This window comes from Pseudoduganella rivuli, from assembly GCF_009674485.1.
Taxonomy (GTDB): Bacteria; Pseudomonadota; Gammaproteobacteria; order Burkholderiales; family Burkholderiaceae_D; genus Rugamonas; species Rugamonas rivuli_B.
This window is the reverse complement of the sequence record NZ_WKJJ01000020.1, coordinates 1-24,045: the sequence shown is the minus strand read 5'-3', so window position 1 is coordinate 24,045 and position 24,045 is coordinate 1. Positions and strand designations below refer to the sequence as shown.

Below are 24,045 nucleotides of genomic sequence, written 5' to 3'. Positions count from 1 at the left end.
CCTGCCGTTGAAATTGGCGCAATTTCCAATGGCGGCTTTAGCTTGCGATTACATTCGCTCAGGATATCGCCGCAGTCGCGTTGAGCGCCACATGATTTATTTCCGCGTAACCGATTACGGCATTGCGGTTGTCCGCATCCTGCATGAGCGCATGGATGCATCCCGGCATATCTAAGCGTACTTGCCCAAATAATCCAGCTTACCGATCTTCACGCCCTGCGCCCGCAAAATGTCATATGCCGTCGTCACGTGAAAGTAGAAGTTCGGCAGCACGAACGTCAACAAGTAATCCTGCCCGGTAAACGTCTGGCTGAACGGCCCGAACGTCAGCGTGATTTCGCGCGCCTCGCTGCCCGCGAACTGCTTTTCATTGACGCTCTTGAGGAACGCCACCGTGTTGGCGATCCGTTCCTGCAATTGCTGGAACGACGCTTCGTCATCGTCAAACTTGGGGGCGTCGATACCGCACAGGCGGGCGACGCAGAATTTTGCGGTATCGCTGACGCGCTGGACTTGCGCGGTCAGCGGCATCATGTCTTCGGCAAGGCGGGCACCAAGTAAAACATCGGGAATGATGCCGTGCGCCGCAGCGTGCTCTTCGCCTTTTGCCAGCAAAGTGGACAGCACATTCAGGGCGCGCAGGAAGGCGGGAACGGAAACCTGGAACATGGTGAGGGACATGATGGAAACTCCAGAGGTTGGCGTGTTCACATCTTACACCTGCACGGCAAGTATGGCGTCGCTATGAAACGCGCACCACCATCAGCGCCGCCCGCAATCCAATCCTGACATCCGGATTCGGGAACACCACCAGCTCTTCCGGGTGCTCCACGCGGTAGACCGTGTCGCCGTCGCGGGCGATCTCGTCGCCTTCCCGCAGCGGCGTGAAGTTCCACGTCTCGCGGCCAAAGGCCATCGTGAACGCATCGCTCAACTTGATCACCTGGCGCGCCGTGTTGTACACGTGCGGCGCACGGATATCGCCGGGAGCGGCTTTGCCGCGCAAGAGCGCGTCGAGCGCTTTCGACGCATCGTCGAACTGTTCCAGGTTGTTCTGGCCCAGCGTGCCGATGCGGCCCAGTTCCACCGTGGTGCCGGCCGCGCCGTGGTGTTCGGCCGAGTAATAGCTGTAGGTGCCGACGGACTTCGGGTTCATGATGACGGCGCCCACGCCCGCCTGTCCCAGCCACGAAATCAGCCGGGTGCGGGCCTTGTCTTCGATCAGTTCCGGCACGATGGCAAACGCCGGATAGTGCGACGGACGGATCGCCGTGTGCAAATCCAGGTGCCAGCGCTGTGGCCCCGCGTTGACAAAGAAATCATCCGTGACGGCGATCATTTCATCGGCCCGCGCGGCTTCCGCCGTACCGGCCAGCGTGCCGCGTTCGGTGCGGAACATGCGGTTCAAGTCCGCATCGATGAAACGCTTGCCCGCGCGGATGGCGCCGATGTTGCCGACGCAAAGCATCAAATCCACTTTCAGCGCCTGCGGTTCGCGCGACAGCGCATCCAGCAGGTAAGCCATGATTTCAATCGGACCGGTCTCATCGCCATGCACGCCCACCGACACCAGCACCGCGGGGCGCTGGTGGCCGGAGTCACTGTGGATGGTCAGCACGCCATCGGCGGGCTGGGAAACGTCAAAGCCGGCGTGGGAAAAACGCTGCGCGACCGCCGTGAAGTCGGCGGTGGCGAAGGCCCGGACGCATTGGTCCAGGCCTTCCGGCAGCTGTTGCTGTTGTTGCACTTGCTGCATTGTTGCTGCCCTGCCTTATGCCGCCATTGGGATACCGTTCACTGCTTCAGACAGCGCCCACACATCCAGCATTGCCTGTTCCAGGTCGGCCGATACCGCATAGCCGGACAAGCCCAGCGTATTGGTCACCAGTTCCACCGCTTCCACCGCATCGTGGCCATTGGTGGCGCGGCTCAGCACTTGCGACAGCAGGCGTTGCTGGGTACGGCGCAACGCTTGCTGGGCATAGCTGCGCAACTGCTCTTGCGAGCGGGTGTGCGCAGGCAATTTCAGGCCGCGTTCCAGGGTGTCGATACCGGCCTGGCTGCGCAGGGCCATGCCCACTTGCAGGAAGGACGGCAAGTCCATGCCTTGCGGACGTTTCACCGACAGGGCGGCGAACACGAATGCCGCCACGCCTTCGATGGCATCGACGGCTTTCCACGCCTGAACGAATTCCATGCTGAGGATAGGCGCGGCCGAATCGGCGTCCGATTCCACGTTGGCCGTCATCGATTGCAGCATGGCCGGATCGGCAAACAGCTTGGTCAGTTCCGCCAGGCCGCTGCCCGGGTTATTACCATTGCGCAGCTGGTCGCTCGGCACCGACAGCACACCCTGCATCACCGCGCGCAGCATGACGCGGGTACGGCCGTCCACCTTGGTCGCCACCGAACGCGGCACGGTCAGCGCATCCGCATCCAGCGTATCGAATACCGGCGCCAGGTTCAGGGCAGTCCATGCCTGCGCCCATGCCAGGATCACGTCGGTTTCATCGACATTGTGTTCCGCCGCCAGGTCGCGCAGCATCAGCGGGCCGCAGCGGTTCACCACTTCGTTGGCCAGCACGGTCGACAGGATCGCGTTGGCCAGCGGGTGCGCCAGCGGTTTGCGGGTTGCCACCAGTTGCGCCGGGAAGTACGGGCGCAGCACGGATTCAGCCCAGCTTTCATCCGTCAGCGGCAATGCCAGCAGCACGCGCTTGTAGCGGTTCTTCACGTTGGCAATCACCACCGCCAGTTCCGGCGTGGTCAGGCCACGGCCGTCAGCCTTGCGGCGCGCCAGTTCGGCCACGGAAGGCAGTTGCTCCAGTTCGCGCGACAGCGCGCCCTCTTCTTCCAGGCTGGCGATCAGCGCGGCATAACCATCCTGCACGGCGGCTTCGCCCTGCGCCTGCTGTTCGCGCACCAGCAAACGGGTTTGCTGGGTATTGTCGCGCAAGACCAGGCGCTCGATTTCCATGGTCATGTCGTTCAGCAACTGGTTGCGGTCCGTTTCCGACAGCTTGCCGGCATTCATCTCGACGTCCAGCCACATCTTGCAGTTCACTTCGTGGTCGGAGCAATCCACGCCGGCCGAGTTGTCGATCGCATCGGTGAAGATACGGCCGCCGGCCAGTGCGAATTCGATACGGCCGGCCTGGGTCGCGCCCAGGTTGCCGCCTTCGGCCACGATCTTGCAGCGCAATTCATTGCCGCTGACACGGATGTTGTCGTTGGCGCGGTCTTTCACCTGCGCGTGAGTCTCGGTCGACGCCTTGATGTAGGTACCGATACCGCCGTTGTAGAACAGGTCCACCGGCGCCAGCAGGATGCGGTGCATCAGTTCTTCCGGCGTCAGCGACGTTTCTTCGATGTCCAGCGCGGCGCGGATTTGCGGCGACAGTTCGATCGAACGCGCGGAGCGCGGGAACACGCCGCCGCCTTGCGAGATCAAGTCCTTGTTGTAGTCTTCCCACGACGAGCGTGGCAGCGCGAACATGCGCTGGCGTTCAGCGAACGACACGGCGGTGTCCGGATTCGGGTCCAGGAAGATGTGGCGGTGGTCGAACGCCGCCAGCAGCTTGATCTGGTTGGACAGCAGCACGCCGTTGCCGAACACGTCGCCCGACATGTCGCCCACGCCCACCACGGTGAACGGCGTGGTGTTCATGTCGTGGTCCATCTCGTAGAAGTGGCGCTTCACGGCTTCGAAGGCGCCCTTGGCGGTGATACCCATCTTCTTGTGGTCATAACCGTTCGAGCCGCCCGATGCGAACGCGTCGCCCAGCCAGAAGCCGCGCTTGACCGCGATGCCGTTGGCGATGTCGGAGAAGGTTGCGGTGCCCTTGTCGGCTGCCACCACCAGGTACGGGTCGTTGCCGTCGTAGCACACGGTGTCCTGCGGCGACACGATATCGCCCAGCACGCGGTTGTCCGTCACTTCCAGCAGGCTGGAAATGAACAGGCGGTACACTGCTTCGCCTTCGGCCGCGATCACTTCACGGGTCGCGTCTTTCGGCATCATCTTGCAGACGAAACCGCCCTTCGCGCCGGCCGGCACGATCACGGCGTTTTTCACCATCTGCGCCTTCACCAGCCCCAGCACTTCGGTGCGGTAATCTTCCATGCGGTCCGACCAGCGCAGGCCGCCGCGGGCGACCGGGCCGCCGCGCAGGTGCACGCCCTCGAAGCGGCGCGAGAACACGTAGATTTCGCGGAATGGACGCGGTTCCGGCACCAGCGACAGGTTGCTGGTGTCGAACTTGAAGATGATCTTGTCGCCCTGCTGGTTGTTCTGGAAGTAGTTGGTGCGCAGCGTCGCGTTGATCAGGTCGACGTAGGCGGCCGCGATTTCTTCCGTGTCGGCATGATTCAGCTTGCCCAGGCCCGCCTTGATTTCCGCCAGCTTGTCTTTTGCCGCGGCGCGGGTGGCTTCATCGTTGGCCGGGTTGAAACGCTGCTCGAATGCGTCGACCAGCGATTTCACCAGGGCAGGCTGCTTGCGCAGGGTTTCCGCCACATAGCGCACCTGGAAGCGGGCGCCGGCCTGGCGCCAGTAGCTCATGTAGGCGCGCACCAGTTGCACCTGGCGCGTCGACAGGCCGCCTTCGATCACGAGGCCGTTCAGGCGGCCGTCTTCCGCTTCGTTGTTGAACAACGACGTGACCAGGTCTTGCACCACTTCGGCCACGCCAGGTTGCGCCAGTTTGGCGGCGCTGGCCGCGTCCACCAGCAGGCTGGTGACGAAGTGGCGCTTGCCGTCGGCCAGCGAGATCGAATACGTATGTTCGCGGTCGATGGCGACGCCGGCATTGTGCAGCGCAGGCAGGATCGTCGACAGCGACTGCACCTTGTCCACCGAGTACATGCGGATGGTGGTGGCCGGGCTTTCCGTGGTGCCCAGTTCCACGCGTGCAGCCACGCGGTTACCCTCGGACTGCGCCAGCAGCGCGCCCAGGTCGTGATATGCCACGGCCGGGGCGGTGGCGGCAACGTAATCCACCGGCAGGGTCGCGCACAGCTTGCGCAGCGCCGAGCGCCGGGATTCTTCTTTTTCAGCGTCGGCCAGCGCGGAGAACGTGTTGTGCCAGCCGTCCAGTACGGACAGCAGCGGGCGCTGGATATCGCTTTCCAGGTCCAGCGGGTAGCGCGCCGCGTGGGCGATCAGGTATACGCGGGCCAGCGGGCCGTCGGCCACCAGCGTTTGCGTCGACACGTGGGTGGCGCCCGAGCTTTGTTGCAGGGCCTTGGCCAGTGCATGGGCCACGCTGGCCGAGTAGCGTTCGCGCGGCAGGTACACCAGCACGTTCAGGTGGCGGGCATAGACGTCGCGGCGCGCGAAGACCTTGGTGCGTGGCTGCTTGTACAGCGACACGACGGCGCCGCACACGTCGGCCAGCCATTGCGGTTCCGCTTCCATCGCTTCGGTGCGTGGCAGCGATTCCAGGATTTCCACGAATTTCTCGGCGCGGAAGCCTTCCTTGCGCACGCCGGCGATTTGCAGCACTTGGGCGATACGGCCACGGGCAAATGGCATGCGGGCCAGCGGCGTGATCGATGCGGCGCGGGTGAACAGGCCGACGAAGCAGTGTTCGCCCAGGATGGCGCCTTGCGCATCCGTGTGGCGTACGCCGATGAAGTCCAGCGCCTGGTCGCGGTGCAAGGTGCCTTCCACGTCAGCCTTGACGATCGACAGCGAATGCGCGCGCTTGGACAGCGTATCGAAGTCGCCAGGAATATTGGCCAGGCAGGTGCCGTAGACCGGGTGCGCGGTATCCTGCAGCACGCCGATACGGGACGGGATGTCGCGTTCCAGTTCGCGCGCACCTGGAATCACCTTGTAGTAAGCGTAGCCGAACGGCTCGAAACCTTCGGTCTTGGCCCAGTCCAGGAAAGCGGCAACTTCCTTGCCTTCGTCGCCGCCGGCGGCGGCGGCTTCAGCGCCGACCTTGTCCAGCTGGTTTTGCATGGCCACCAGGTCGCGGCGCACGACAGCGGCGTCGCTTGCCACCATCTCGATGCGCGACACCAGCGCGCCCAGGTCGGCGCCGGACAAGTCTTCCGACAACAATACCAGCACATACGATTCAGCCTTGCCATCGCCACCCACGCTGGTCGCCACGCCATCGGCAGAGCGGGTCACCGGCAGCACGGCGTTGAGCACGCCATTGGCGGTCAAGCGCTGCTTGCGCAATGCCATCACGATGGAGTCGACCAGATAAGGCATGTCATCGTTCAGGATCAGCAACGCGGTCGCCATGCCGCCACGGCCATCCGCGTAACGCAATTTGGTGACCTCGCAACCGGCTGCTTCGCGCTTGGAGGCTTGCGCAAAGCCTTCCCACAGCACGGGAACCAGGCTGTCGGGCGCGATGCCGGACAGGTCTTCTTCATCGATCGCAGCGAGCCAGGCGCCGATCAGTGCGGAAACCTGGCCGCTGTCGGCGCTCTTGTTCGCATTGATCAGGTCCAGCGTCTGCTTGCGCAGGTCTTGTGGCATTTGTGTCATCGTTGCTTCTCCAATACGTTGTAGGTATTACTGCTGGCCCGGATTAGCTTGTGGCTGGGCCGGCGGTGAATGCTGGGGCGGCGCGGGGGATCTCCCCGCTGCCATATTTGGTGTCGAATTCTGCTTCTAATCCGCCTTAAAGGCAACCAAAACCCGTATTGCGCGTAGGGCGGTTTCCGCCGGGGGCGCCTAGCCTTGGCGGAAGCCGCCGTGCATGCGCCGCCTTAAAACTCGTACAGGCCGGGCAAACCGAGGATGCGGCTCAATTCTTCCAGTGCGGCGTGCACTTCCAACGCCAGTTGCGGATCGGCCAGGTCGGACGGCTCCAGATGATCGCGGTAGTGTTTCTCCACCCATCCGACCAAAGTTTGGTACAGGGTTTCCGTCATCACGACGCCCTGGTGCATGGCGTTGGCTTCTTCGTCCGTCAGCGCCACGCGCAGGCGCAGGCATGCGGGACCGCCGCCGTTGCGCATCGACTGGCGCAGGTCGAAGTGGATCAGTTCATCGACCGGGCCGCCGGATGCCACCATGGCTTTCAGGTAGCGGTCGACGGCGCCGATTTCCTCGCATTCGTGCGGGATCACCAGCGCCATCCTGCCGTCGGCTTTCGACAGCAGCTGGCTGTTGAACAGGTAGCTCGATACGGCATCCTGCACCGACACTTCGGCGGTCGGCACGCGGATCGCCTGCAATTCGGCGCCCACGCCTTCCATCGCGGCTTTCAGTCGGGCCAGGCCCGCCGCTTCATCGGCAAACGCCTGTTCGTGGTGGAACAGCACGTTGCCGTTGCCGACCGCGATCACGTCGTTGTGGAACACGCCCTGGTCGATCACGTCCGGGTTTTGCTGCAGATAGACGGTGCGCTCGCTCACCAGGCCGTGCAAACGGGCCACGGCTTGCGATGCCTCCAGCGTCTGGCGCGCCGGGTAGCGGGTTGGCGCGGGTGCCGATGCGTCGAATTCCACGCGGCCATAGACGAACAATTCCACGCCTTCCTTGCCGTGTGCGGCGCACAGGCGGGTGTGGTTGGCGGCGCCTTCGTCGCCAAACGCCGGGGTGCCCGGCAGCGCGTCATGCACGGCAAAATAGCGCTTGTCGTGGAAGATGGCGCGCAGCGCGCGGGCCGATTGCGGGTGCTCGAACGCGCGGTGCAGCTTGTTGTTCAGGTTCGCCGCCGTGAAGTGCACGCGGCCATCGCCGGTGTCGGCCGACGGGCTGACGGTGGCGGCATTGGCGGTCCACATCGGCGACGCGGAATACGCGCACGCCAGGATCACCGGCGCTTCCTTGTAAGCCTTGGCAATGATGTCCGCATCGCTGCCGGTAAAGCCGAGGCTGCGCAGCAGACGGAAATTCGGGCGGTCTTGCGGCGGCAGCAGCGCCTGTGCAAAACCGCGCTGCGCCAGCGCGCGCATCTTCGCCAGCCCCTGCAGGGCCGCCTGTTTCGGGTTCGACGCGCTCTTGACGTTGTTGAACGAGGCGACGTTGCCGAACGACAGGCCGGCATAGTTGTGGGACGGGCCTACCAGGCCATCGAAGTTGTACTCGCGTGCTGGGCGCATGGTTTCTTCCTGAAGTTAGAACGTCATGCCGGGCGACAGTTTGGCCGGCATCTCAAGGGCGCTGTTTTCGATCGAAGCGACCGGATAGGCGCAGTAATCGGCTGCGTAATACGCGCTTGGACGGTGGTTGCCGGACTTGCCGACACCGCCGAACGGCGCGCTGGACGCTGCGCCCGTGGTCGGGCGGTTCCAGTTGACGATACCGGCGCGGGCCAGCACCTGGTATTTCTTCCACAGCGATTCGTCTTCCGACAGCAGCCCGGACGCCAGGCCGTAGCCGGTATTGTTGGCGGCCTTGATGGCGGCGTCGAAGTCTTTCACGCGGATCACTTGCAGCAGCGGGCCGAACCACTCTTCATCCGGGATGCCCTGGGCGTTGGTGGTATCGACGATACCGGCCGACACGAAGCCCGTGCCTTCCTGCAGCAATTTCATTTCCAGCAGCAGCTTGCCGCCCTTGGCGACCATGTCGTGCTGCGCCTGCACCAGGCGCTTGGCGATCGCGCTGGAGACCACAGGGCCCATGAAGGGCTGCGGTTCCGCATCGGACGGGCCCACCACCAGTTTCGACGCGACATCGATCATGCGCGCGATGAATGCGTCGCCCTCAGCGCCTTCCTTGACAATCATGCGGCGCGCGCACGTGCAGCGCTGGCCGGCCGAGATGAAGGCGGACGAAATCGCCATGAACACGGCGGCGTCGACATTTTTCACATCCCACACCACCAGCGGGTTGTTACCGCCCATTTCCAGCGCCAGCAGCTTGCCGGTCTGGCCCGCGAACTGGCGGTGCAGCGCGGCGCCGGTCTGGCTGCTGCCGGTGAACAGCACGCCGTCGATTTCCGCATTCTGGCCGAGTGCGATGCCGGTATCGCGGCCGCCATTGACGAGGTTGACCACGCCGGCCGGGATGCCGGCTTTTTCCCACAGTTGCACGGTTTTCACGGCAGTGCGCGGCGCGTATTCGCTCGGCTTGAACACGATGGTGTTACCCGCGATCAGGGCCGGCACGATGTGGCCGTTCGGCAGGTGGCCGGGGAAGTTGTACGGACCGAACACGCCGAACACGCCATGCGGGCGGTGGCGCAGCACGGCGTCGCCATCGGCCACCTTGTTGCGGGTCTCGCCGGTGCGGCTGTTGTACGACTGGATCGAGATGTCGACCTTGTTGGCCATGGTCGTCACTTCGGTGCGGGCTTCCCACAGCGGCTTGCCCACTTCTTCGGCGATCAGGCGCGCCAGTTCTTCCGCATCTTCCTTCAGCAAGTCGCGGAAGCGGGTAACGATGGCAATACGCTCTTCCAGCGAGGTCAATGCCCAGCCTTCGAAGGCGGCGCGCGCCGCCGTCGCGGCGGCGGCCACGTCGTCAAGCGTGGCTTCGCGGCTGGTCCAGGTCTGGCGGCCATTGGATGGGTCGACGGTGACCAGTTCGGCGCCGTGGCCTGCCTGCCACACACCATTGATAAAATTCGAAAGGGATGGGGTAACTAAGTCAGACATTGTTCTTCCTCGCGTTGAGAGTCAGGGTACGCACCGTGTCGCCGGTTCGGCAACGCAGTGCTTGCTGTTCTTCCGTGGACAGGTCGATATGCCCGTTCACGGCGGCGGCTTCCGACAGGATCATGCGGAAGTCGCGCAAATCGGTATTGGAAACCAGCGTGGGTTCCGATTGGGGTGCGCAGGCGTGCGTCATGTCCGTATCCGGATCGACCACGGCCAGCACGCTGTCGCGCACGGCGCGCAATTCGGACACACGGCCTTGCAGCACGGGGCCGGCATCGAAGATATCGACGTAGCCTTCATAGTGCATGCCTTCCTGTTCCAGCAGGCGGCGCGCCGGCACGGTGGATTTGTGCACCTGGCCCACCACGTCCTGCGCTTCTTTCGGCAGGTAGGCGACATACAGCGGCTGGCGCGGCATCAGTTCGGCGATGAACGACTTCTTGCCGACGGCGGTCAGCGCATCGACGTCGTCGAATTCCATCTTGAAGAAATGGCGGCCCAGGCCTTCGTAGAACGGCGAGCGGCCATTGTCGTCCTGGTAGCCGCGCATTTCCGCGATCATCTTTTGCGTGAACAGATGGGGGAATTGCGAGATGAACAGGAAACGGCATTTCGACAGCAGCTTGCCGTTGTTGCCCTTGCGGTAATCCGGCGCAAGGAACAGCGAGCACAGTTCCGAACTGCCCGTCAGGTCGTTCGACAGGTACAGGGTTTCCATGCGCGTGAACACTTTCAGCTCGCGGCTGGAATGCACCAGGGTGCCGATGCGGTAGTTATAAAACGGTTCTTCCAGGCCCACGGCGGCCTTGATCGCGCAGACGCCGGCGATGCGCTGGTTGACCGTGTCTTCCATGACGAACATGTAATCGCGCTTTTCCGGCGCGATGGTTTCCGCAAACGAGGCGCAGGCGATTTCCACGCGGTCGCCCAGCATTTTCATGTCCGGCTTCAGGGTGGTCATGCCCGAGCCCACCTGCGTCGCCATCGTGTACAGGGCGTCCAGGTCGTGCTCTTGAATGGCGCGTACTACCAGCATAACGTTCTCACTTCACTATTCAGATACGAACACAGATGACGTCATCGCCTTCTGCGACCTGCAGCACATCCAGCACTTCCTGCGGTAATGCGATGGTGATGCCGCCTTCGATCGAAGGGACCGACACGATCACGGCGCGGAATTGCAGGCCGGCGTTGGCCGCCACCGCATATTGCACCACTGGCTCGCCCGCGCGGGACGGACGGTACAGGGTGGCGCGGCACTGTATCGATTGCGTGATCGTGCGCAGCGCGTGCTTGTGCGCCTGCAGGATCGGGCCGCCGTCGAAGATATCGATGTAATCGTCCGCTTCGAAGCCTTCGGCCGTCAGCAGGCCGAACGCCAGTTCGCCGGACGGGTGGATCTGGCCCATGACGGCCTGTGCCTCGCCCGGCAGCAGCGGCACGTACACCGGGTAGTGCGGCATCAGCTCGACGATCGACGTGCGGTTACGGGCGCCGCCGATGGTGCGTTCGGCGTCGAGGAAATCCATCTGGAAAAATTTGCGGCCCAGCGCATCCCAGAACGGCGAGCCGCCCTGCTCGTCCGTCACACCGGCCAGCGGCACGAAGAAACGGTCGGAAAAACGCTGCGGCGCCAGCGCGGCAAACATCAAGCGGGCGCGCGACAGCAGCGCGGCTTCCGGACGGTTTTGCATGCGCTCGTCCACGTAGAAACTGGACAGTTGCGAATACGACGTCAGTTCCGAGCACAGCGTCAGCGCGTGGATGCTGTGGCTGATGCCCAGGTCGCGCGACACTTGCTGGATGACGTCATTACGGAATGAAAAATAGGTGCCATTGGAACCGGCGGCGGCGTGGATCGTGGCCGTGCCGACCAGGGTATGGTCGGCCAGCGCTTCCAGCACGAACAGGTACGATTCTTCGCTGGGAATATCGACCTGGGCGCCGAACGAAGCGATCGACGCTTCGACCGCCTGCACGATTTTCTCGCGCGTCTTCGGCAACGTATGAACACCCGGCATGCTCACCGCAGCAAGCTTTTCCAGCGCTGCGATATCCGCAAGTTCTACCGGACGGACAACATACATGTGAACTCCTTTGTTTTTTTCTTACGGATAGCACTGGTGGGCATGGCGGCTTCCGCTACGCGGAAACCGCCCTACGAAATATGCCGGGCGGCTAAATCCGTAGGGCGGCTTTTACAAAGCCGCCAAGCTCCGCCCGCGGCCTTAAGCGGCAGCTTTCAGGCCATCCAGCGCAACGCGCAGGATACGGCCCGCTTCATCGATCTGCGCATCCGACACGATCAGCGCCGGTGCGAAACGCACCACGTCGGTACCGGCGATCAGCACCATCAGGCCCTGCGCTTCGGCAGCCTTCTGGATGTCTTTCGACTTGCCTTTCCACGCATCTGCCACCACCACGCCTTGCAGCAGGCCGGCGCCGCGCACGAACGACAGGATTTCCGGATAGTCCTGGCACAGGCCTTCCAGCATCGACACCAGCTTGGTGGTCGCTTCGTTGACGCGCGCCAGGAAGGCCGGCTGGTTGATGGTGTCGAGCACGGTCAGCGCCACGGTGGCAGCCAGCGGGTTGCCGCCGTAGGTGGTGCCATGGCTGCCCACGTTCAGCGTTGCCGCCAGTTCGTTAGTGGTCAGCATGGCGCCGATCGGGTAGCCATTGCCCAGCGCCTTGGCCGAGGTCAGCACGTCCGGCGTCACGCCATAGCCCTGGTAGGCGAACAGGTGGCCGGTACGGCCCATGCCGCACTGCACTTCGTCGAAGATCAGCACCGCGCCGGTCTTGTCGCACAGCGCGCGCAACTCTTGCAGGAACTCTTTCTGGCCTGGCACCACGCCGCCTTCGCCCTGTACCGGCTCGACGATCACGGCGCACACGTCATCGGTGATGGCGGCGCGCGCCGCTTCGATGTTGTTGTACTCGATGTGGTTGATCGCTGGCGGCAGCGGCTCGAAACCTTCCGTGTACTTGGCCTGGCCACCGACCGATACCGTGAACAGGGTACGGCCGTGGAACGACGAGAAGCACGACACGATGCGGGATTTGTGCTCGCCGAACTTGGTGTGGGCGTGCTTGCGGGCCAGTTTCAGGGCCGCTTCGTTGGCTTCCGCGCCGGAATTGCAGAAGAAGGCGCGGTCGGCGAAGGTGGCTTCCGTCAGCGCCAGCGCCAGGCGCAGCACCGGCTCGTTGGTGTAGCCGTTACCCAGGTGCCACAGCGTGTTGGCTTGCTTGGTCAGGGCTTCCACCAGCACCGGGTTGCAATGGCCGAGCGAGGCCACGGCGATACCGGACGTGAAGTCCAGGTAATGCTTGCCGTTCTGATCCCACAGGTCCAGGCCCGAAGCACGCACCGGCACCATCGCGGCTGGCGCGTAGGTCGGAACGATCACATCATCAAAAGTCTGCCGGGTGACAGGGCGAGTGGTTACAGAAGAGTCAAGCTTTGCATTCATGGCATTCCCCAAAAGTAGAGATACGGTCCCCATAGCGACGAGGTGTGGTATCCCATTATAAAAAGCGGGATGCTAAAACTCTTTTGTGGATGCGACAAGGTTTTTCATTTTTCAGAAGGTATGCAAAATTCCTGCTTGCATCCCCCGGATATCCCCGCCCGGCAACGGCGAACGCACTTGCGCGCCGGGTGATACGACTGCCGCCCCGCTGAGGAAAAAACTGTTACGCAACTCCTGCTGCGCCAGCCGCGACAACGTGCCGTACAACGTGGTGCGGGTTGACAAAAAATAACGGCCCATCAGCCCCAGTTGCGACGCGTCGCCATGGCCCGCGCCGGACACCCGGTCGCGCAGGCCGGCCCAGCCGATACTGAGCGATGCCTGCGGATGGAAGCGGTATTGCGCCGACACCTGGGCAATGCGGGTATTCAACGCCCCATCCGTGCGGCGCTCGGCGCCTGCCGAACCGTAAACGGTCCACGCGCCATTGAGCCTGTACGATGCGCCGACTGTCGTGCGTTTGGCCGTCGCATTGAGCGCCACCGTGCGCACGGCTTGCCAGTTGGCCCCGAGATAGACATCGTCTTTGGCATATTCGGCCGCCACGTGCGTATTGCGGTTGGCGGCCCGCTCGTCCAGCGGCGCGGCGCCGCCGGTGGCGCCCCGGGCCAGCAGCGCCTGCACTTTGACGCCGTGGAACTCGGAAAACAGCCCCACGGCGTTATCCGCGCGGGGCGGCGCGCCCAGGAAATTGTTCCAGCCCGACGCCTGTGTGCCGCTGGTAAAGGCATCGTATTTGCCATTCATGACGAATTGCGGCGTGTTTTGCCGGCCCAGGCGGATTTCCCCCACGCGGCCCGCCAGTCCCACCCACGCTTGCCGGTTGGCGAAACGGTTGGCGTCCGGCGCCGTGCCGTCGTCGCCATTCAAGCCGATTTCCAGCGTGAAGTTGGCGCTGGCGCCGCCGCCCAGGTCTTCCCTGCCGCGAAAACCGATGCGGCTGGCCAGCAGGCTGCTGGTGTCGAGGCGCGTCACCGATGGCAACCCGTCCGCATGGATATGGGTGACAAAGGTATCGAGGACGCCATACATGGCAACATTGCTCTGCGCATAAGCCGCGTTACAGCCCAATAGCAACAGCCAGCAGGCCACGTGGTGGCGAGGGAAATGACGCATGGTGCAATCGCTCCAATCATCAATGGTTGCGGAAGGTACCTGTTTAACCGGTCAGCTTGCGTTGCCGCTCCTCACGCGGGGTATTGCCAAACAAGGCGCCGAATGCCGTGGAAAAGTGCGAGCCGGATGAAAAGCCGCACATCAGCCCCACCTGCACGATCGAATGGTTGGTCTCCAGCAGCAACTGGCGCGCCCGCTGCAGCCGCAACTCCAGGTAATAACGCGACGGCAAGCTGCCCAGGTATTGCTTGAACAGGCGCTCCAGCTGGCGCCGCGACAGGCCCACCAGCCCCGCGATATCGTCGGTCGACAGCGGCTCTTCGATATTCGCTTCCATCAGCGTGACGGCTTCCGACAGTTTCGGCTGCAACGCGCCAAAGCGCGCCTGCAACGCCACGCGCTGCCGCTCTTCCGGCCCGCGCACCTTGTCGATGCACAGCGCTTCCTTGATTTCCGCCTGCACGTTGGCGCCATACAGCGCCTCGACCAGGGTCAGCGCAAAGTCCGCGCTGGCGCCGCCGCCACAGCAGCTCAGGTGCGGGCCATCGATTTCAAACAGGTTGGGCACCAGGATCGCGCCCTGGTCGATATCTTCCGCATCGCCATACAGGTTCCACGGCAGCGCAATGCGCACGCCGCCCATCAGCCCGGCCTGCGCCAGCCACAATACGCCTGCGCCCACGCCGCCCCAGAATTGCGCGTTGCGGCAACGCTCGATCACGGCGCGCAATTGCTGCTGCGGCAGCGGCGCCTGGGTTTCATCAGCCACCAGCAAGGCGATATGCCAGCCGGCGCCCATGGCCGCGCCATCGAGCAGCTGCTGCGGCGTGCACACGTCCATCACCAGGTGCTGCGGCTTGATGCGCGCAGCCAGCCGCAATGGCTGGATCAATCCAGCCCAGGCCAGCGTATCCGCCTCGCCCGCATTCACCAGCAGCACGCGCAGCGGCTGCTCCTGGGCCAGGTGGGACAAATTTGCAAACGACATGGGCGGTACTTAAGCTCTGATCATTATTATTCGGGAGCGAGGACAGTCGGCGGGCGCGACCTGCTCCACTGACTGGCTATCATACCGGAGATCATCAGCACCGCGCCCAGCATGCCGCTCCACGCCAGCGTCTCGCCCAGCCAGAAATAGCCGAAGATGGCGGCGCAGCCGGGTTCGAACGCATATATGACGGCCGCCTCGTTGGCCGTGCTGTGGCTTTGGCCCCACGTTTGCAGCGAAATGATGGCAGCCGTCGCCACCACGCCCAGATACAGCAGGTTGGCCTGGTACATCTGCAAGCCCTTGGCGATGTATTCCCAGTAGTCGCCGATATCCTGCGGCCCCGCCACGTCGCCGCGCGGCACTTCGCGCAGCGCGATCCACAGCGCCGCGCACACCGCCACCGTGAAGATTTGCGCGGCCGTCAGCGACATCAGCCGATTCGCCTTGCGGGTCTGCACTTCCATCAGTTTCACGTACAGGCCGAACGTCAGCGCCGCCATCAGGGCCAGCGTGTCGCCCCTGCCCCAGACGAACGCGCCGTCCCAGCACAGTGCAAACAGGCCTGCCAGCGCCAGCACCAGCGCCACCACGATACGGCGCTCCGGCAGCCTGCCGGCGAACACGCCCAGCAGCGGCGGCACCAGCACGTTCAGGCCGCAGACGAAGGCATTGCGGTTGGACGTGGTCAGCGCCAGCCCTTCCACCTGGAACAGGTAGCAAAAGAACAGCAGCACGCCGCTGATGGCCCCATAGCGCAAGTCTTCCTTGGTCGAGCGCAGCAGGAAGGGCGACAGCAGCAGGCTGGCGATGGTAAACCGCACCACCACGATCCAGTTGGCGGACAGATAATCCGTCATGTTTTTCATGGCGGGAAAGGTCGTTCCCCAGACGATGGTGACGACGAGCAGGGCTAAAATGCCGCGGAAATGAGCAGTCATGGTCATTTTGTCTATATACGTGAACCGCATATAGTACCGTGGCTGCGCCCGCAGCGTACGGGACGCTATAATCAAACCCTATGGGCGAACGATATTTGAAGAGTATCCGGCTGCTGGCCGAATGCATGCAGGGCTTTGAGCGCCTGTCGGGTGAGCACGTCCGCCAGTGCGGCCTGACCCATGCGCAGTTCGACATCATCGCCACGCTGGGCAACACGGAAGGTATGTCGTACAAGGACCTGGGCGACAAAACCCTGATCACCAAAGGCACGCTGACGGGCGTCATCGAGCGGCTGGAACAAAAAGGCCTGGTCGAACGCGAACGCAGCCTCGATGACAAGCGCTCATGGTTTATCCGCCTGACGCCGCAGGGCGACCAGGTATTCCGCGACGTGTTTCCCAAAGTCGTCTCGAAAGGCGGCGCCGTGTTTGCGCACTTTACTGAAGAAGATTTCACCGCCCTGGAAAAAACGCTGTCCGGCCTGAAGCAAGTGATTACCGCCGGCAGCGACCGCTAATCCCTAAAAAGAATATTCCTATGTCACTGAAAACCACCCTGATCCCCGGCGTCGCCGCGCCCGATTTCGACAAGCAAATCACCACCAACCTGTTGCTGGACCATGTCACGCCGGAAGAAGTGCGCCAGCAAAAGCTGTTGATCGGCATCCGCAACGACGATGGCGACATTTACCGCCTGATCGGCGCGACCAAGCACAACAGTTTTAACAATGCCATCGAAGAATTGTTCGACCTCGAACTGGTGGACGAATTGCAGGACACGGAAGGCACGTTGGAAGGCTGCGACGCGATTTTCAGCGCTGCGGAATAATTCCGCCGTGCGCGCTTTTTAGGCGCATAATTTTGCGGAAAATTTCAGCAAAGTATGTCACAATGGATTAGTTCCACACGGCAACATTCTGGATGATTTCGCAATGAATCGACTGGCCGCCTTCAAGCACATCTCCGCGCAAGCCGCGCGGGGCGAGCTTGCGTTCCCCACCAATGTGGCGGCCTCGCTGAAGTTGCAGCGGGCCCTCAACGATCCCGATTGCCATGCCGACACGGCCGTCAAGCTGATCCAGGCCGATCCGCTGATGGCGGCCCGCACGGTCGCCATTGCCAATTCCGTCGCTTACAACCGTTCCGGCACGCAGATTTCCGGCGTGCGCCCGGCCGTCCAACGCCTCGGCGTGCGCACCCTGCAATCGCTGGTGGCGTCCCTCATCGTGCGCCAGCTGGGCAGCACCATCACCGATCCCGGCCTGAAAGCCATGACTGCGCAATTGTGGGAACACACGGCGCACGTGGCGGCGCTGGCGCAAGTGATTGCCCGCCGCGTCACCCACGTCGATCCCGATACCGCACTGTTTACCGGCATCGTGCACGAAGTGGGCGGCTTTTACATGCTGTCGCGCGCCCAGGAATTCCCCGGCATCATGGATGGCCATCCGGAAGACTGGGTCGAACATGGCGAAGTGGAAATCGGCCGCGGCGTGCTGCGCAAGCTGAACATGCCGGAAGCCGTCATGAATTCCGTGGAAGCCATGTGGGAAGGCTTGCGCGCGCTGCCGCCGGAAAACCTGGGCGACACGCTGCTGCTGGCCAACGACCTGGCGCCCATCCCCTCCCCGCTGCACCAGCCGCCCGGCGCCACCACCCGCGCCGGCGCCCGCACCATCGATTTCGTGGTCGGCGATGGCACGCTGGACGACATCCTGCGCGAGTCCGAAGAAGAAGTGAAGTCGCTGATCGCGGTGCTGATGCTCTGATTAGCAGCGCCCCTCTATACTCCATATTTTGTGCGGCGCAATAGCTTGCGAGATTAATGTTATATTGAAACTAATCTCAACCAACTTACTGCCTCGCAATGATCGCCGCACCGACAGTCGACAGCCTCAATCTCGTCCTCCCTTCCGAACCCTTGCTGATGATGGGCGCCGGCCCCGTGCCGATCCCCTACAGCGTTGCGCAAGCCAATTCCATCGTCATCAACCACCTGGGCGACACCATGGCCAAGGTGATCCACCAGATGAAGGAAATGGCGCGCTATGTGTTCCAGACCGAATCGCGCTGGATCCTCGGCGTGGCGGGCCCCGGTTCGGCGGCGATGGAAATGAGCGTGGCCAACCTGGTGTATCCGGGCACGCGCGTGCTGAGTGTGTGCAACGGTTACTTTGGCAAGCGCTTTGCTGAAATGGCGACCCGCATCGGTGGCGTGGTGGAAACCATGCACGTACCGGACGGCGAAGCGGCCCAGGTGGCCGCCGTGCGCGAACACCTGGAGCGCTTCAAGCCGGAAGTGCTGACCATCGCGCAGGGTGAAACGTCGTCCACCGTGTTCAACCGCCACCTGCCGCAAATTACCCGCATGGCGGCCGAATATGGCTGTTACGTGATTGTCGATGCGGTCTGCACCCTGAGCACGATGCCGTGCGAAATGGATAACTGGAAGATCGATGCCGTGGTGTCGGGCGGCCAGAAAGGCTTGTCGTCGATTCCCGGCGTGTCGCTGATCGCGTTTTCCGAGCGCGCCTGGGACCGCATCAACGCGCGCCCCGCTCCGCCGCCGCACTGGTGCCTGGACGCCAAGCTGGCGGAAAACTTCTGGCACAACGCGTCGTACCACTACACGGCGCCCGTATCGGGCATCCTGGCGCTGCACGAAGCGCTGCACCTGGTCTGCAAGGAAACCCTGGAAAGCCGTTTCGAGCGCCACCTGCGCTGCTCGCTGGGCTTGCAGCGCGGCATCGAAGCAATGGGCCTGTCACTGTTTGCACCGGCCGAATCGCGCTTGAATTCCGTGGTCGGCATCAACGTGCCGGACGGCGTCAAAGGCGCGGACATCTGCAAGCAGATTTCGCTGAAATACCGCGTGGAAATTGCCGGCTCGTTCGGACTGAATATCGTGCGGATCGGCCAGATGGGCGAGCAGTGCCGCGAACACAACCTGTTCCGGACACTGCACGCGCTGGGCTCGACCATGAAAGACCTCGGCGCCGACGTCGATGTCGCCGCCGGCGTGGCGGAGCTGGAGCGCGAACTGCAGCGCACGCATTGATACTGCACCATGCGTGCGCTGTCGAAGCGCATGCATGTGGTGCAGCGCAGACGCTACGAGGCAGCCGTAGCGGCGCCGTCGAGCCGCATGCCTGGCCTTGGCGGCCCGGCAAGCTTGCTGGTCAGCCCTGCCCGCTGTAAACACTGTTGCGCCTCCTGTTCAAGACGCAACTGCTCCGCTTCCTGCCGTTGGCGCGCCCGGCGCACCGTATCGCAAATCATGCACATTTGTCGGGTTCCTGTATGTTGGGGTCCACCGTTTGCTGCCACGCGGGCAGTTGCTGGATGCGGCCAAACCAGGCCAGCATCTCCGGGTATTGGTCCACGGGCAGCGACGCCTTGGCGCGGTACATCAGGGGCGCGGCCACCGCGTAATCGGCCAAGGTGACGTGATCGCCCACCAGCCACGTGCGGTTTTTCAAGTGGCCCTCCAGCACCGCGGCGTATTGCGCCAGCTCTTCGCAGCCGCGCGCTTCTTCACGCGGATCGGCCGGCTGGCCCGTGACAAAGCCTTTCCACAGCCGCTCCCACGTCAGCACGCCGATGGCCGGTGCGAAGTGCTGGCAAGCCCAGAACATCCAGCGGTTGATGTCGGCGCGCGCCTGGATATCCCACGGGTACAGCGGGCTGGGTTCACCTTTTTGCTGCGCGGTTTTATCGGCCAGGTATTGCATGATGGCGCACGACTCCCACAGCACGAATCCATTGTCTTCCAGCACCGGGATCTTGCAATTGGGGTTCACTTCACCCAGGCGGCGGCGGTCGCTCTCACTGGCCAGGTTGATCTCGATCACTTCCACGTCGGCATTCAGGGCAGCCACCACCACGTTGACACGGCGGGCATTGGAAGAAATCGGGTGGGTGTACAGGCGCATGTCGTGTCTCCTTATCGGTGGTGGGGTGATAAGGAAATGATAAGACGGCGCTGCGACAGTTTCTGTCAGTAGCCTTGCAGTAGCTGCAAACCACATCGTGGCAAGCGGGGGGCTGCGCCACAGCGCGAATGTCGAGTCGCCGCAACTGCCCAGTGCCCGCGCGCTCAGGCTCTGCATGCTTCGAGACGCTGATCCTCACACCACAGAGAATGCGCTTGTACTTTCCAACCGTGATTCTCTGCGTAAAGAATGGCTTCCCGGCTTACTAATCCGAAGAAAAATGCTCCGTCACCTTGAGTAATTATGTTATGTTTAAAGACATAACTTAGGTTTTCAAATGTCCCCGCCACTCCTCAACAGCACTAATAACCAAAGTCTGTTGATCTTATCTTCCAAATTTGCAATAGATACTCGCAAATTTGAAATGACCCTGGCGTGTCCTGGCTCCGAGCTTCCGATCACATCAACCGGCCGCAACGGCGGGCTTTCTGACTCTAACGCTTAAATTTCTTAAGGCCTTTGGCCTTCTCCAGGACCGACACTATTGATGCAGGCGATGCGACGTTCTTCGCGTAGTCGAGCACGTAACGCTTGTAGTCGTTTGGGATATTAGGATCCGCATTTGACTCCAAGAGAAAAGAAACCACTTCCGGGTTTTCTCCCATCACGGCATTAAACAATGGAGTTGCGCCTTGATCACCTTTGGCGTTTACGTCTGCTCCCGCAGCAACTAACACTTTAACTGACTCAAGATCCCCCCAGCTACACACCGTGTGCAAGACAGTATCTTCCATAAAATTGCGTTGGGCAAAACTCGTAATTTCAATGCCGTACCACGCGCCTGTTTGGGCGCAGCGTTTATAGATTTCTTCAATTGTCTTCAATGTTATGGGCAAGTACAGTATCTAGCAATGTCCGCAGCTGCATTTTTCAATCGATTCTTTATATTAGCCAAAGCCCGCTCATGCGGAGCTTTGCTTTGTGGAGTGAATCGCCACGGATTTTCTAGACACCCTTGAGCCTCTGAAAATATCGCTTTGATCCGCTTGGATTTCATGGACACTTCGCTGCCGAGAATTTGGTCAGGATACGAGTGAGGTACCGCAGAAGCTAAGGCAGCACTACGTGTCCGATGACTTGGCTGTCCCGCATCACGTAAAGCGTGTCGCCAGCCTCAAGACGGTCCTTGATTTGAACACGCACTTTGCCGCGACACTCGCAACCGCTTCGATTGGATTCCGATGCCAGGACCAGAGTGGCTTTCTTATCCCGCGTTGCGCCCAACCAGGGCGAACGCAAACTGTCCCCGCATGCGAACGTGTCACTCACGAGAACAATGTAAGCGTCTGCTTGTTTTTGCACGGATAGTTGATCACCACCAGCCGCTTCGTCACAAGATCTTGCCTCTAGCACCGAGATCCCGCTTTCAAGATTGAATGTAGCCTTGGGGTTGCTTTCGCCCTTGGTGCAAGAGGCGAGGAGGAAAACTGCAAGCAATGCGATTGGCCGATACATACTGTTCCTCTTCGCTGTCGATCTAGTTTGTAATCTGTCCGCTGCTCGTGAACGTATTCCATGTCCCTGGCTTACTTAAGTTCGGTACGTTGTTCCAGACCGAGTCATGGTTATCACTCATCGGCGGATACGGTTTGTCGAAATTCGTACCCCAGTTGGTCGTCCATGTCCGATCGCTCGGCGCGATCACGACGCCACCGGAGTTCCGTGCCACCTGATCTCCAATCGAGCCCGGCCCTTGCCCGGTTCTACAAGCATCGAGAATCAAGGGCTGCTTCTTCGGATTCCAGCCACGCTTTCGGAGGAATTTCTCTAACTGGCTCGCATTCATGTGATTCACGGATTGAGGACTTCCGTGAGAAATAACAGTGAACGCACCCGCGATGTCCGGCGCATTGACGGCCGCCGCGTAATTTGGGTCCGTGGGCGGCAGCAAGATGATCTTTACCAACCCAAGGGGATCGCTCGCACTGACTGGATTTCCTTCAACATAACCGTAGGTGTTGATCCCGCCACCGAGCCCGATCGGATCGGACTCGATGTACCGCCCCGTCTGCGGATCGTAATCCCGGAAGTAGTTGTAGAGGTTATTACTCTCCCGGTCATATATCTGTCCCGGGAACCGCAAGTTATACGAAAACACCCCCTGCTGCCCCGGATTCTCGTCCGGCGCGCCGGCCCCGAACGGATCAGCTTGATCCCAGCGCCACACCACCGCCCCGCTGTCAGCCGCCTCGATCACTCGCGGTGTATTGAGGTGGTCTGCAAAGACATAATAGACCGCCATGCCGCCATTCGAAGCCGGCTTGAGCACCGCCACCGGCATGCCTTCCAGGTACACGGTTTCCTCGATCGCCGCGCCACCGGCGTCATACTCGCCCAGCAGCAGGCCCGGCTGGCCATACACGTAGAAGTTCGCACCGCCCGCCACGCCCGTGCCGGACTTGGCCACCCGCTCGCCCCGGCCGTTATACAGGTAGTTGGTCGTCACACCGGCCCGTGTCGCGCTGGCCATGCGTCCGGCATCGTTATACACATAGGTTTGCGTGCCGTCGCCGGTCAGGTTGCCGGACGCATCGTAGCTGTTGCTGCGTGCCGGCGCCGGGCCGGTGGTGCTGCTCAGGCGGTTGCTGGTGGCGGCCGTGGTGAACGTGTAGGTGGCGGCGCCGACACCCAACTGGGTACGGTTACCGGTCGCATCATACGCGTAGCTTTGCGACGAGTTGGCGCTGACAAAGGACGTCAGCCGGCCCAGCGCGTCATAGCCGAAAGACTGGTCATATGCCGTGTTGGCGCCATGGGTCATGGCGGTAATGCGGCTGGCCGCGTCGTAGGTCAGGCTGCGCACCGGCGCGGTGCCATTGATGCTGCCCAGTGGATACGCAGCGAGCCGACCATCGAGATCAAAACTGCGGCTGTACAAATGCGGCGCCTGCTCGCTGCTGTTGCCCCACTCCCACGACCGGGCGGCGCCGAACGGCGCATAGCCGATCTTGTCCAGCAACACCGTCACCGTACCTGTATCCGTGCCGCCGCTGCCATTGCCGGGGTTAAGCGTCACGCGCACCACACGGCCGGCCGCATCGTATTCATAACTGAGACGATTGCCGCTCGGATACGTCAGGCTTTGCAACCGGTCGTTGCCATCGTAAGCGTAGCCGACACTGCGTTCGAAGGTCGCAGCACCGGCCATCGTGCGCTGTGTGAACACCAGCAATCGGCCTGTCTGACTGTAGCCATAGCTGCTCTGGCCGGAACTATCGCTCATGCGCGTCAACCGGCCGATGGCGTTGGCCCCGACATCGTATTCAAACTGTGTCGGGGTCCCGCTGGCATAGGCAATGCCGGTGATGCGCGACAACACATCATAGGTATACGTGGTGGTCTTGCCGCGCGCATCGGTGGCCGTCAGCACATTGCCGGCATTGTCATGCGTGTAGGTCGTGCTGTTCGTGTCCGGACTGGCCAGCGCGGTCTGCCATCCCAGCCCGTCGACGGTATACGTCGTCGTCAGGTTGCGCGGGTCGCGCACCGTGCTGAGCTGGTCCAGTGCGTCGTAGGTGTAATTGATGGCCGGGCGCGCGGCGCCGGTCACCGGCGGCGGTTGCAATTGCTGCAGTTGCCGGTTCAGCACGTCATAGCTGCGGTCGGTCACCTGCGACAGGGGATCGGTGACCTTGGTCAGGTTGCCGTTGTTGTCGTACTGGTAGCTAAAGGTCGTGTTTTGCTGCGCGGACGCGCCGCCCCATGCCAGCACCAGCGCGGCCAAGGTCAGTCCAGGATGGCGCTTCATGGCATGCCTCCGGTTTGCTGTTGCAGACGGCCCAGGTTGTCGAATACCCGCGCCAGCTGGCGCGACAACGTGCCGCTGGCATCGCGCACTTGTTCACCGGTGCGGTTGCCCAGCTTGTCGAGCGTATAGCCGATGCTGTTGCCGAGGGCGTCGC

Annotated in this window: 19 protein-coding genes; 5 read left to right on the top strand and 14 right to left on the bottom strand. The window is 62.2% G+C overall.

The window, feature by feature from the left end; translation table 11 throughout:
- Positions 1-7: 7 nt before the first annotated feature.
- Positions 8-175 (top strand): type II toxin-antitoxin system RelE/ParE family toxin, encoded by a 168-nt coding sequence (locus GJ700_RS36300; RefSeq protein WP_371868153.1) that lies wholly within the window; start codon positions 8-10, stop codon positions 173-175.
- Here GJ700_RS36300 and GJ700_RS26975 read toward each other — a convergent pair.
- The 11 genes from GJ700_RS26975 to GJ700_RS26925 form a co-directional block, all read right to left on the bottom strand.
- On the bottom strand, positions 172-681 hold the full coding sequence (locus GJ700_RS26975; RefSeq protein ID WP_154379847.1) for a DUF1993 domain-containing protein: 510 nt from the start codon (positions 679-681) through the stop codon (positions 172-174). The two genes, GJ700_RS36300 and GJ700_RS26975, sit on opposite strands and share 4 nt — an antisense overlap.
- A 61-nt stretch (positions 682-742) precedes the next feature.
- Positions 743-1,756, bottom strand: coding sequence for a succinylglutamate desuccinylase (locus GJ700_RS26970; RefSeq protein ID WP_154379845.1), 1,014 nt, complete (start codon positions 1,754-1,756; stop codon positions 743-745).
- Between the two features lie 15 nt (positions 1,757-1,771).
- Positions 1,772-6,505 carry an NAD-glutamate dehydrogenase domain-containing protein gene (locus GJ700_RS26965; protein WP_154379843.1) on the bottom strand — a complete coding sequence of 1,578 codons (4,734 nt, stop codon included), beginning with the start codon at positions 6,503-6,505 and terminating at the stop codon, positions 1,772-1,774.
- A gap of 224 nt (positions 6,506-6,729) precedes the next feature.
- On the bottom strand, positions 6,730-8,070 hold the full coding sequence (astB, locus tag GJ700_RS26960; RefSeq protein WP_154379841.1) for an N-succinylarginine dihydrolase: 1,341 nt from the start codon (positions 8,068-8,070) through the stop codon (positions 6,730-6,732).
- Positions 8,071-8,085: 15 nt separating this feature from the next.
- Positions 8,086-9,570 carry a succinylglutamate-semialdehyde dehydrogenase gene (gene astD, locus GJ700_RS26955; protein WP_154379839.1) on the bottom strand — a complete coding sequence of 495 codons (1,485 nt, stop codon included), beginning with the start codon at positions 9,568-9,570 and terminating at the stop codon, positions 8,086-8,088.
- On the bottom strand, positions 9,563-10,609 hold the full coding sequence (astA, locus tag GJ700_RS26950; RefSeq protein ID WP_154379837.1) for an arginine N-succinyltransferase: 1,047 nt from the start codon (positions 10,607-10,609) through the stop codon (positions 9,563-9,565). The genes astD and astA overlap by 8 nt, the downstream gene beginning before the upstream one ends.
- A gap of 19 nt (positions 10,610-10,628) precedes the next feature.
- Positions 10,629-11,660 carry an arginine N-succinyltransferase gene (locus GJ700_RS26945; protein ID WP_154379835.1) on the bottom strand — a complete coding sequence of 344 codons (1,032 nt, stop codon included), beginning with the start codon at positions 11,658-11,660 and terminating at the stop codon, positions 10,629-10,631.
- 141 nt (positions 11,661-11,801) lie between these two features.
- The gene (gene astC / locus GJ700_RS26940) at positions 11,802-13,046 is read right to left on the bottom strand and encodes an acetylornithine/succinylornithine family transaminase (protein ID WP_154379833.1); all 1,245 of its coding nucleotides are present in this window, start codon (positions 13,044-13,046) and stop codon (positions 11,802-11,804) included.
- Positions 13,047-13,157: 111 nt separating this feature from the next.
- Positions 13,158-14,222 (bottom strand): porin, encoded by a 1,065-nt coding sequence (locus tag GJ700_RS26935; RefSeq protein ID WP_154379831.1) that lies wholly within the window; start codon positions 14,220-14,222, stop codon positions 13,158-13,160.
- A gap of 43 nt (positions 14,223-14,265) precedes the next feature.
- The gene (locus tag GJ700_RS26930) at positions 14,266-15,210 is read right to left on the bottom strand and encodes a GlxA family transcriptional regulator (protein WP_154379829.1); all 945 of its coding nucleotides are present in this window, start codon (positions 15,208-15,210) and stop codon (positions 14,266-14,268) included.
- 26 nt (positions 15,211-15,236) lie between these two features.
- Positions 15,237-16,151, bottom strand: coding sequence for a DMT family transporter (locus GJ700_RS26925; RefSeq protein ID WP_154379827.1), 915 nt, complete (start codon positions 16,149-16,151; stop codon positions 15,237-15,239).
- 80 nt (positions 16,152-16,231) lie between these two features.
- Here GJ700_RS26925 and GJ700_RS26920 point away from each other — a divergent pair, with 80 nt between their 5' ends.
- The 4 genes from GJ700_RS26920 (at position 16,232) to GJ700_RS26905 (ending at position 19,209) form a co-directional block, all read left to right on the top strand.
- The gene (locus GJ700_RS26920; protein ID WP_154379825.1) at positions 16,232-16,669 is read left to right on the top strand and encodes a MarR family winged helix-turn-helix transcriptional regulator; all 438 of its coding nucleotides are present in this window, start codon (positions 16,232-16,234) and stop codon (positions 16,667-16,669) included.
- A 20-nt stretch (positions 16,670-16,689) separates the two neighbouring features.
- Positions 16,690-16,980 (top strand): hypothetical protein, encoded by a 291-nt coding sequence (locus tag GJ700_RS26915; RefSeq protein ID WP_308700720.1) that lies wholly within the window; start codon positions 16,690-16,692, stop codon positions 16,978-16,980.
- A gap of 103 nt (positions 16,981-17,083) precedes the next feature.
- Positions 17,084-17,920 carry an HDOD domain-containing protein gene (locus tag GJ700_RS26910; RefSeq protein WP_154379823.1) on the top strand — a complete coding sequence of 279 codons (837 nt, stop codon included), beginning with the start codon at positions 17,084-17,086 and terminating at the stop codon, positions 17,918-17,920.
- Positions 17,921-18,018: 98 nt separating this feature from the next.
- Positions 18,019-19,209, top strand: a complete 1,191-nt coding sequence (locus tag GJ700_RS26905) for a pyridoxal-phosphate-dependent aminotransferase family protein (RefSeq protein WP_154379821.1) — start codon at positions 18,019-18,021, stop codon at positions 19,207-19,209.
- A 217-nt stretch (positions 19,210-19,426) separates the two neighbouring features.
- Here GJ700_RS26905 and GJ700_RS26900 read toward each other — a convergent pair whose 3' ends face one another.
- The 3 genes from GJ700_RS26900 to GJ700_RS26890 form a co-directional block, all read right to left on the bottom strand.
- Positions 19,427-20,083, bottom strand: a complete 657-nt coding sequence (locus GJ700_RS26900; RefSeq protein ID WP_154379819.1) for a glutathione S-transferase family protein — start codon at positions 20,081-20,083, stop codon at positions 19,427-19,429.
- A gap of 494 nt (positions 20,084-20,577) precedes the next feature.
- Entirely contained in the window at positions 20,578-20,967 is a 390-nt protein-coding gene (locus GJ700_RS26895; RefSeq protein WP_154379817.1) for an ankyrin repeat domain-containing protein, read from the bottom strand.
- Positions 20,968-21,620: 653 nt separating this feature from the next.
- Complete coding sequence (locus GJ700_RS26890; RefSeq protein ID WP_154379815.1) at positions 21,621-23,891, bottom strand: RHS repeat-associated core domain-containing protein; 2,271 nt, start codon at positions 23,889-23,891, stop codon at positions 21,621-21,623.
- Between the last annotated feature and the right edge of the window lie 154 nt (positions 23,892-24,045).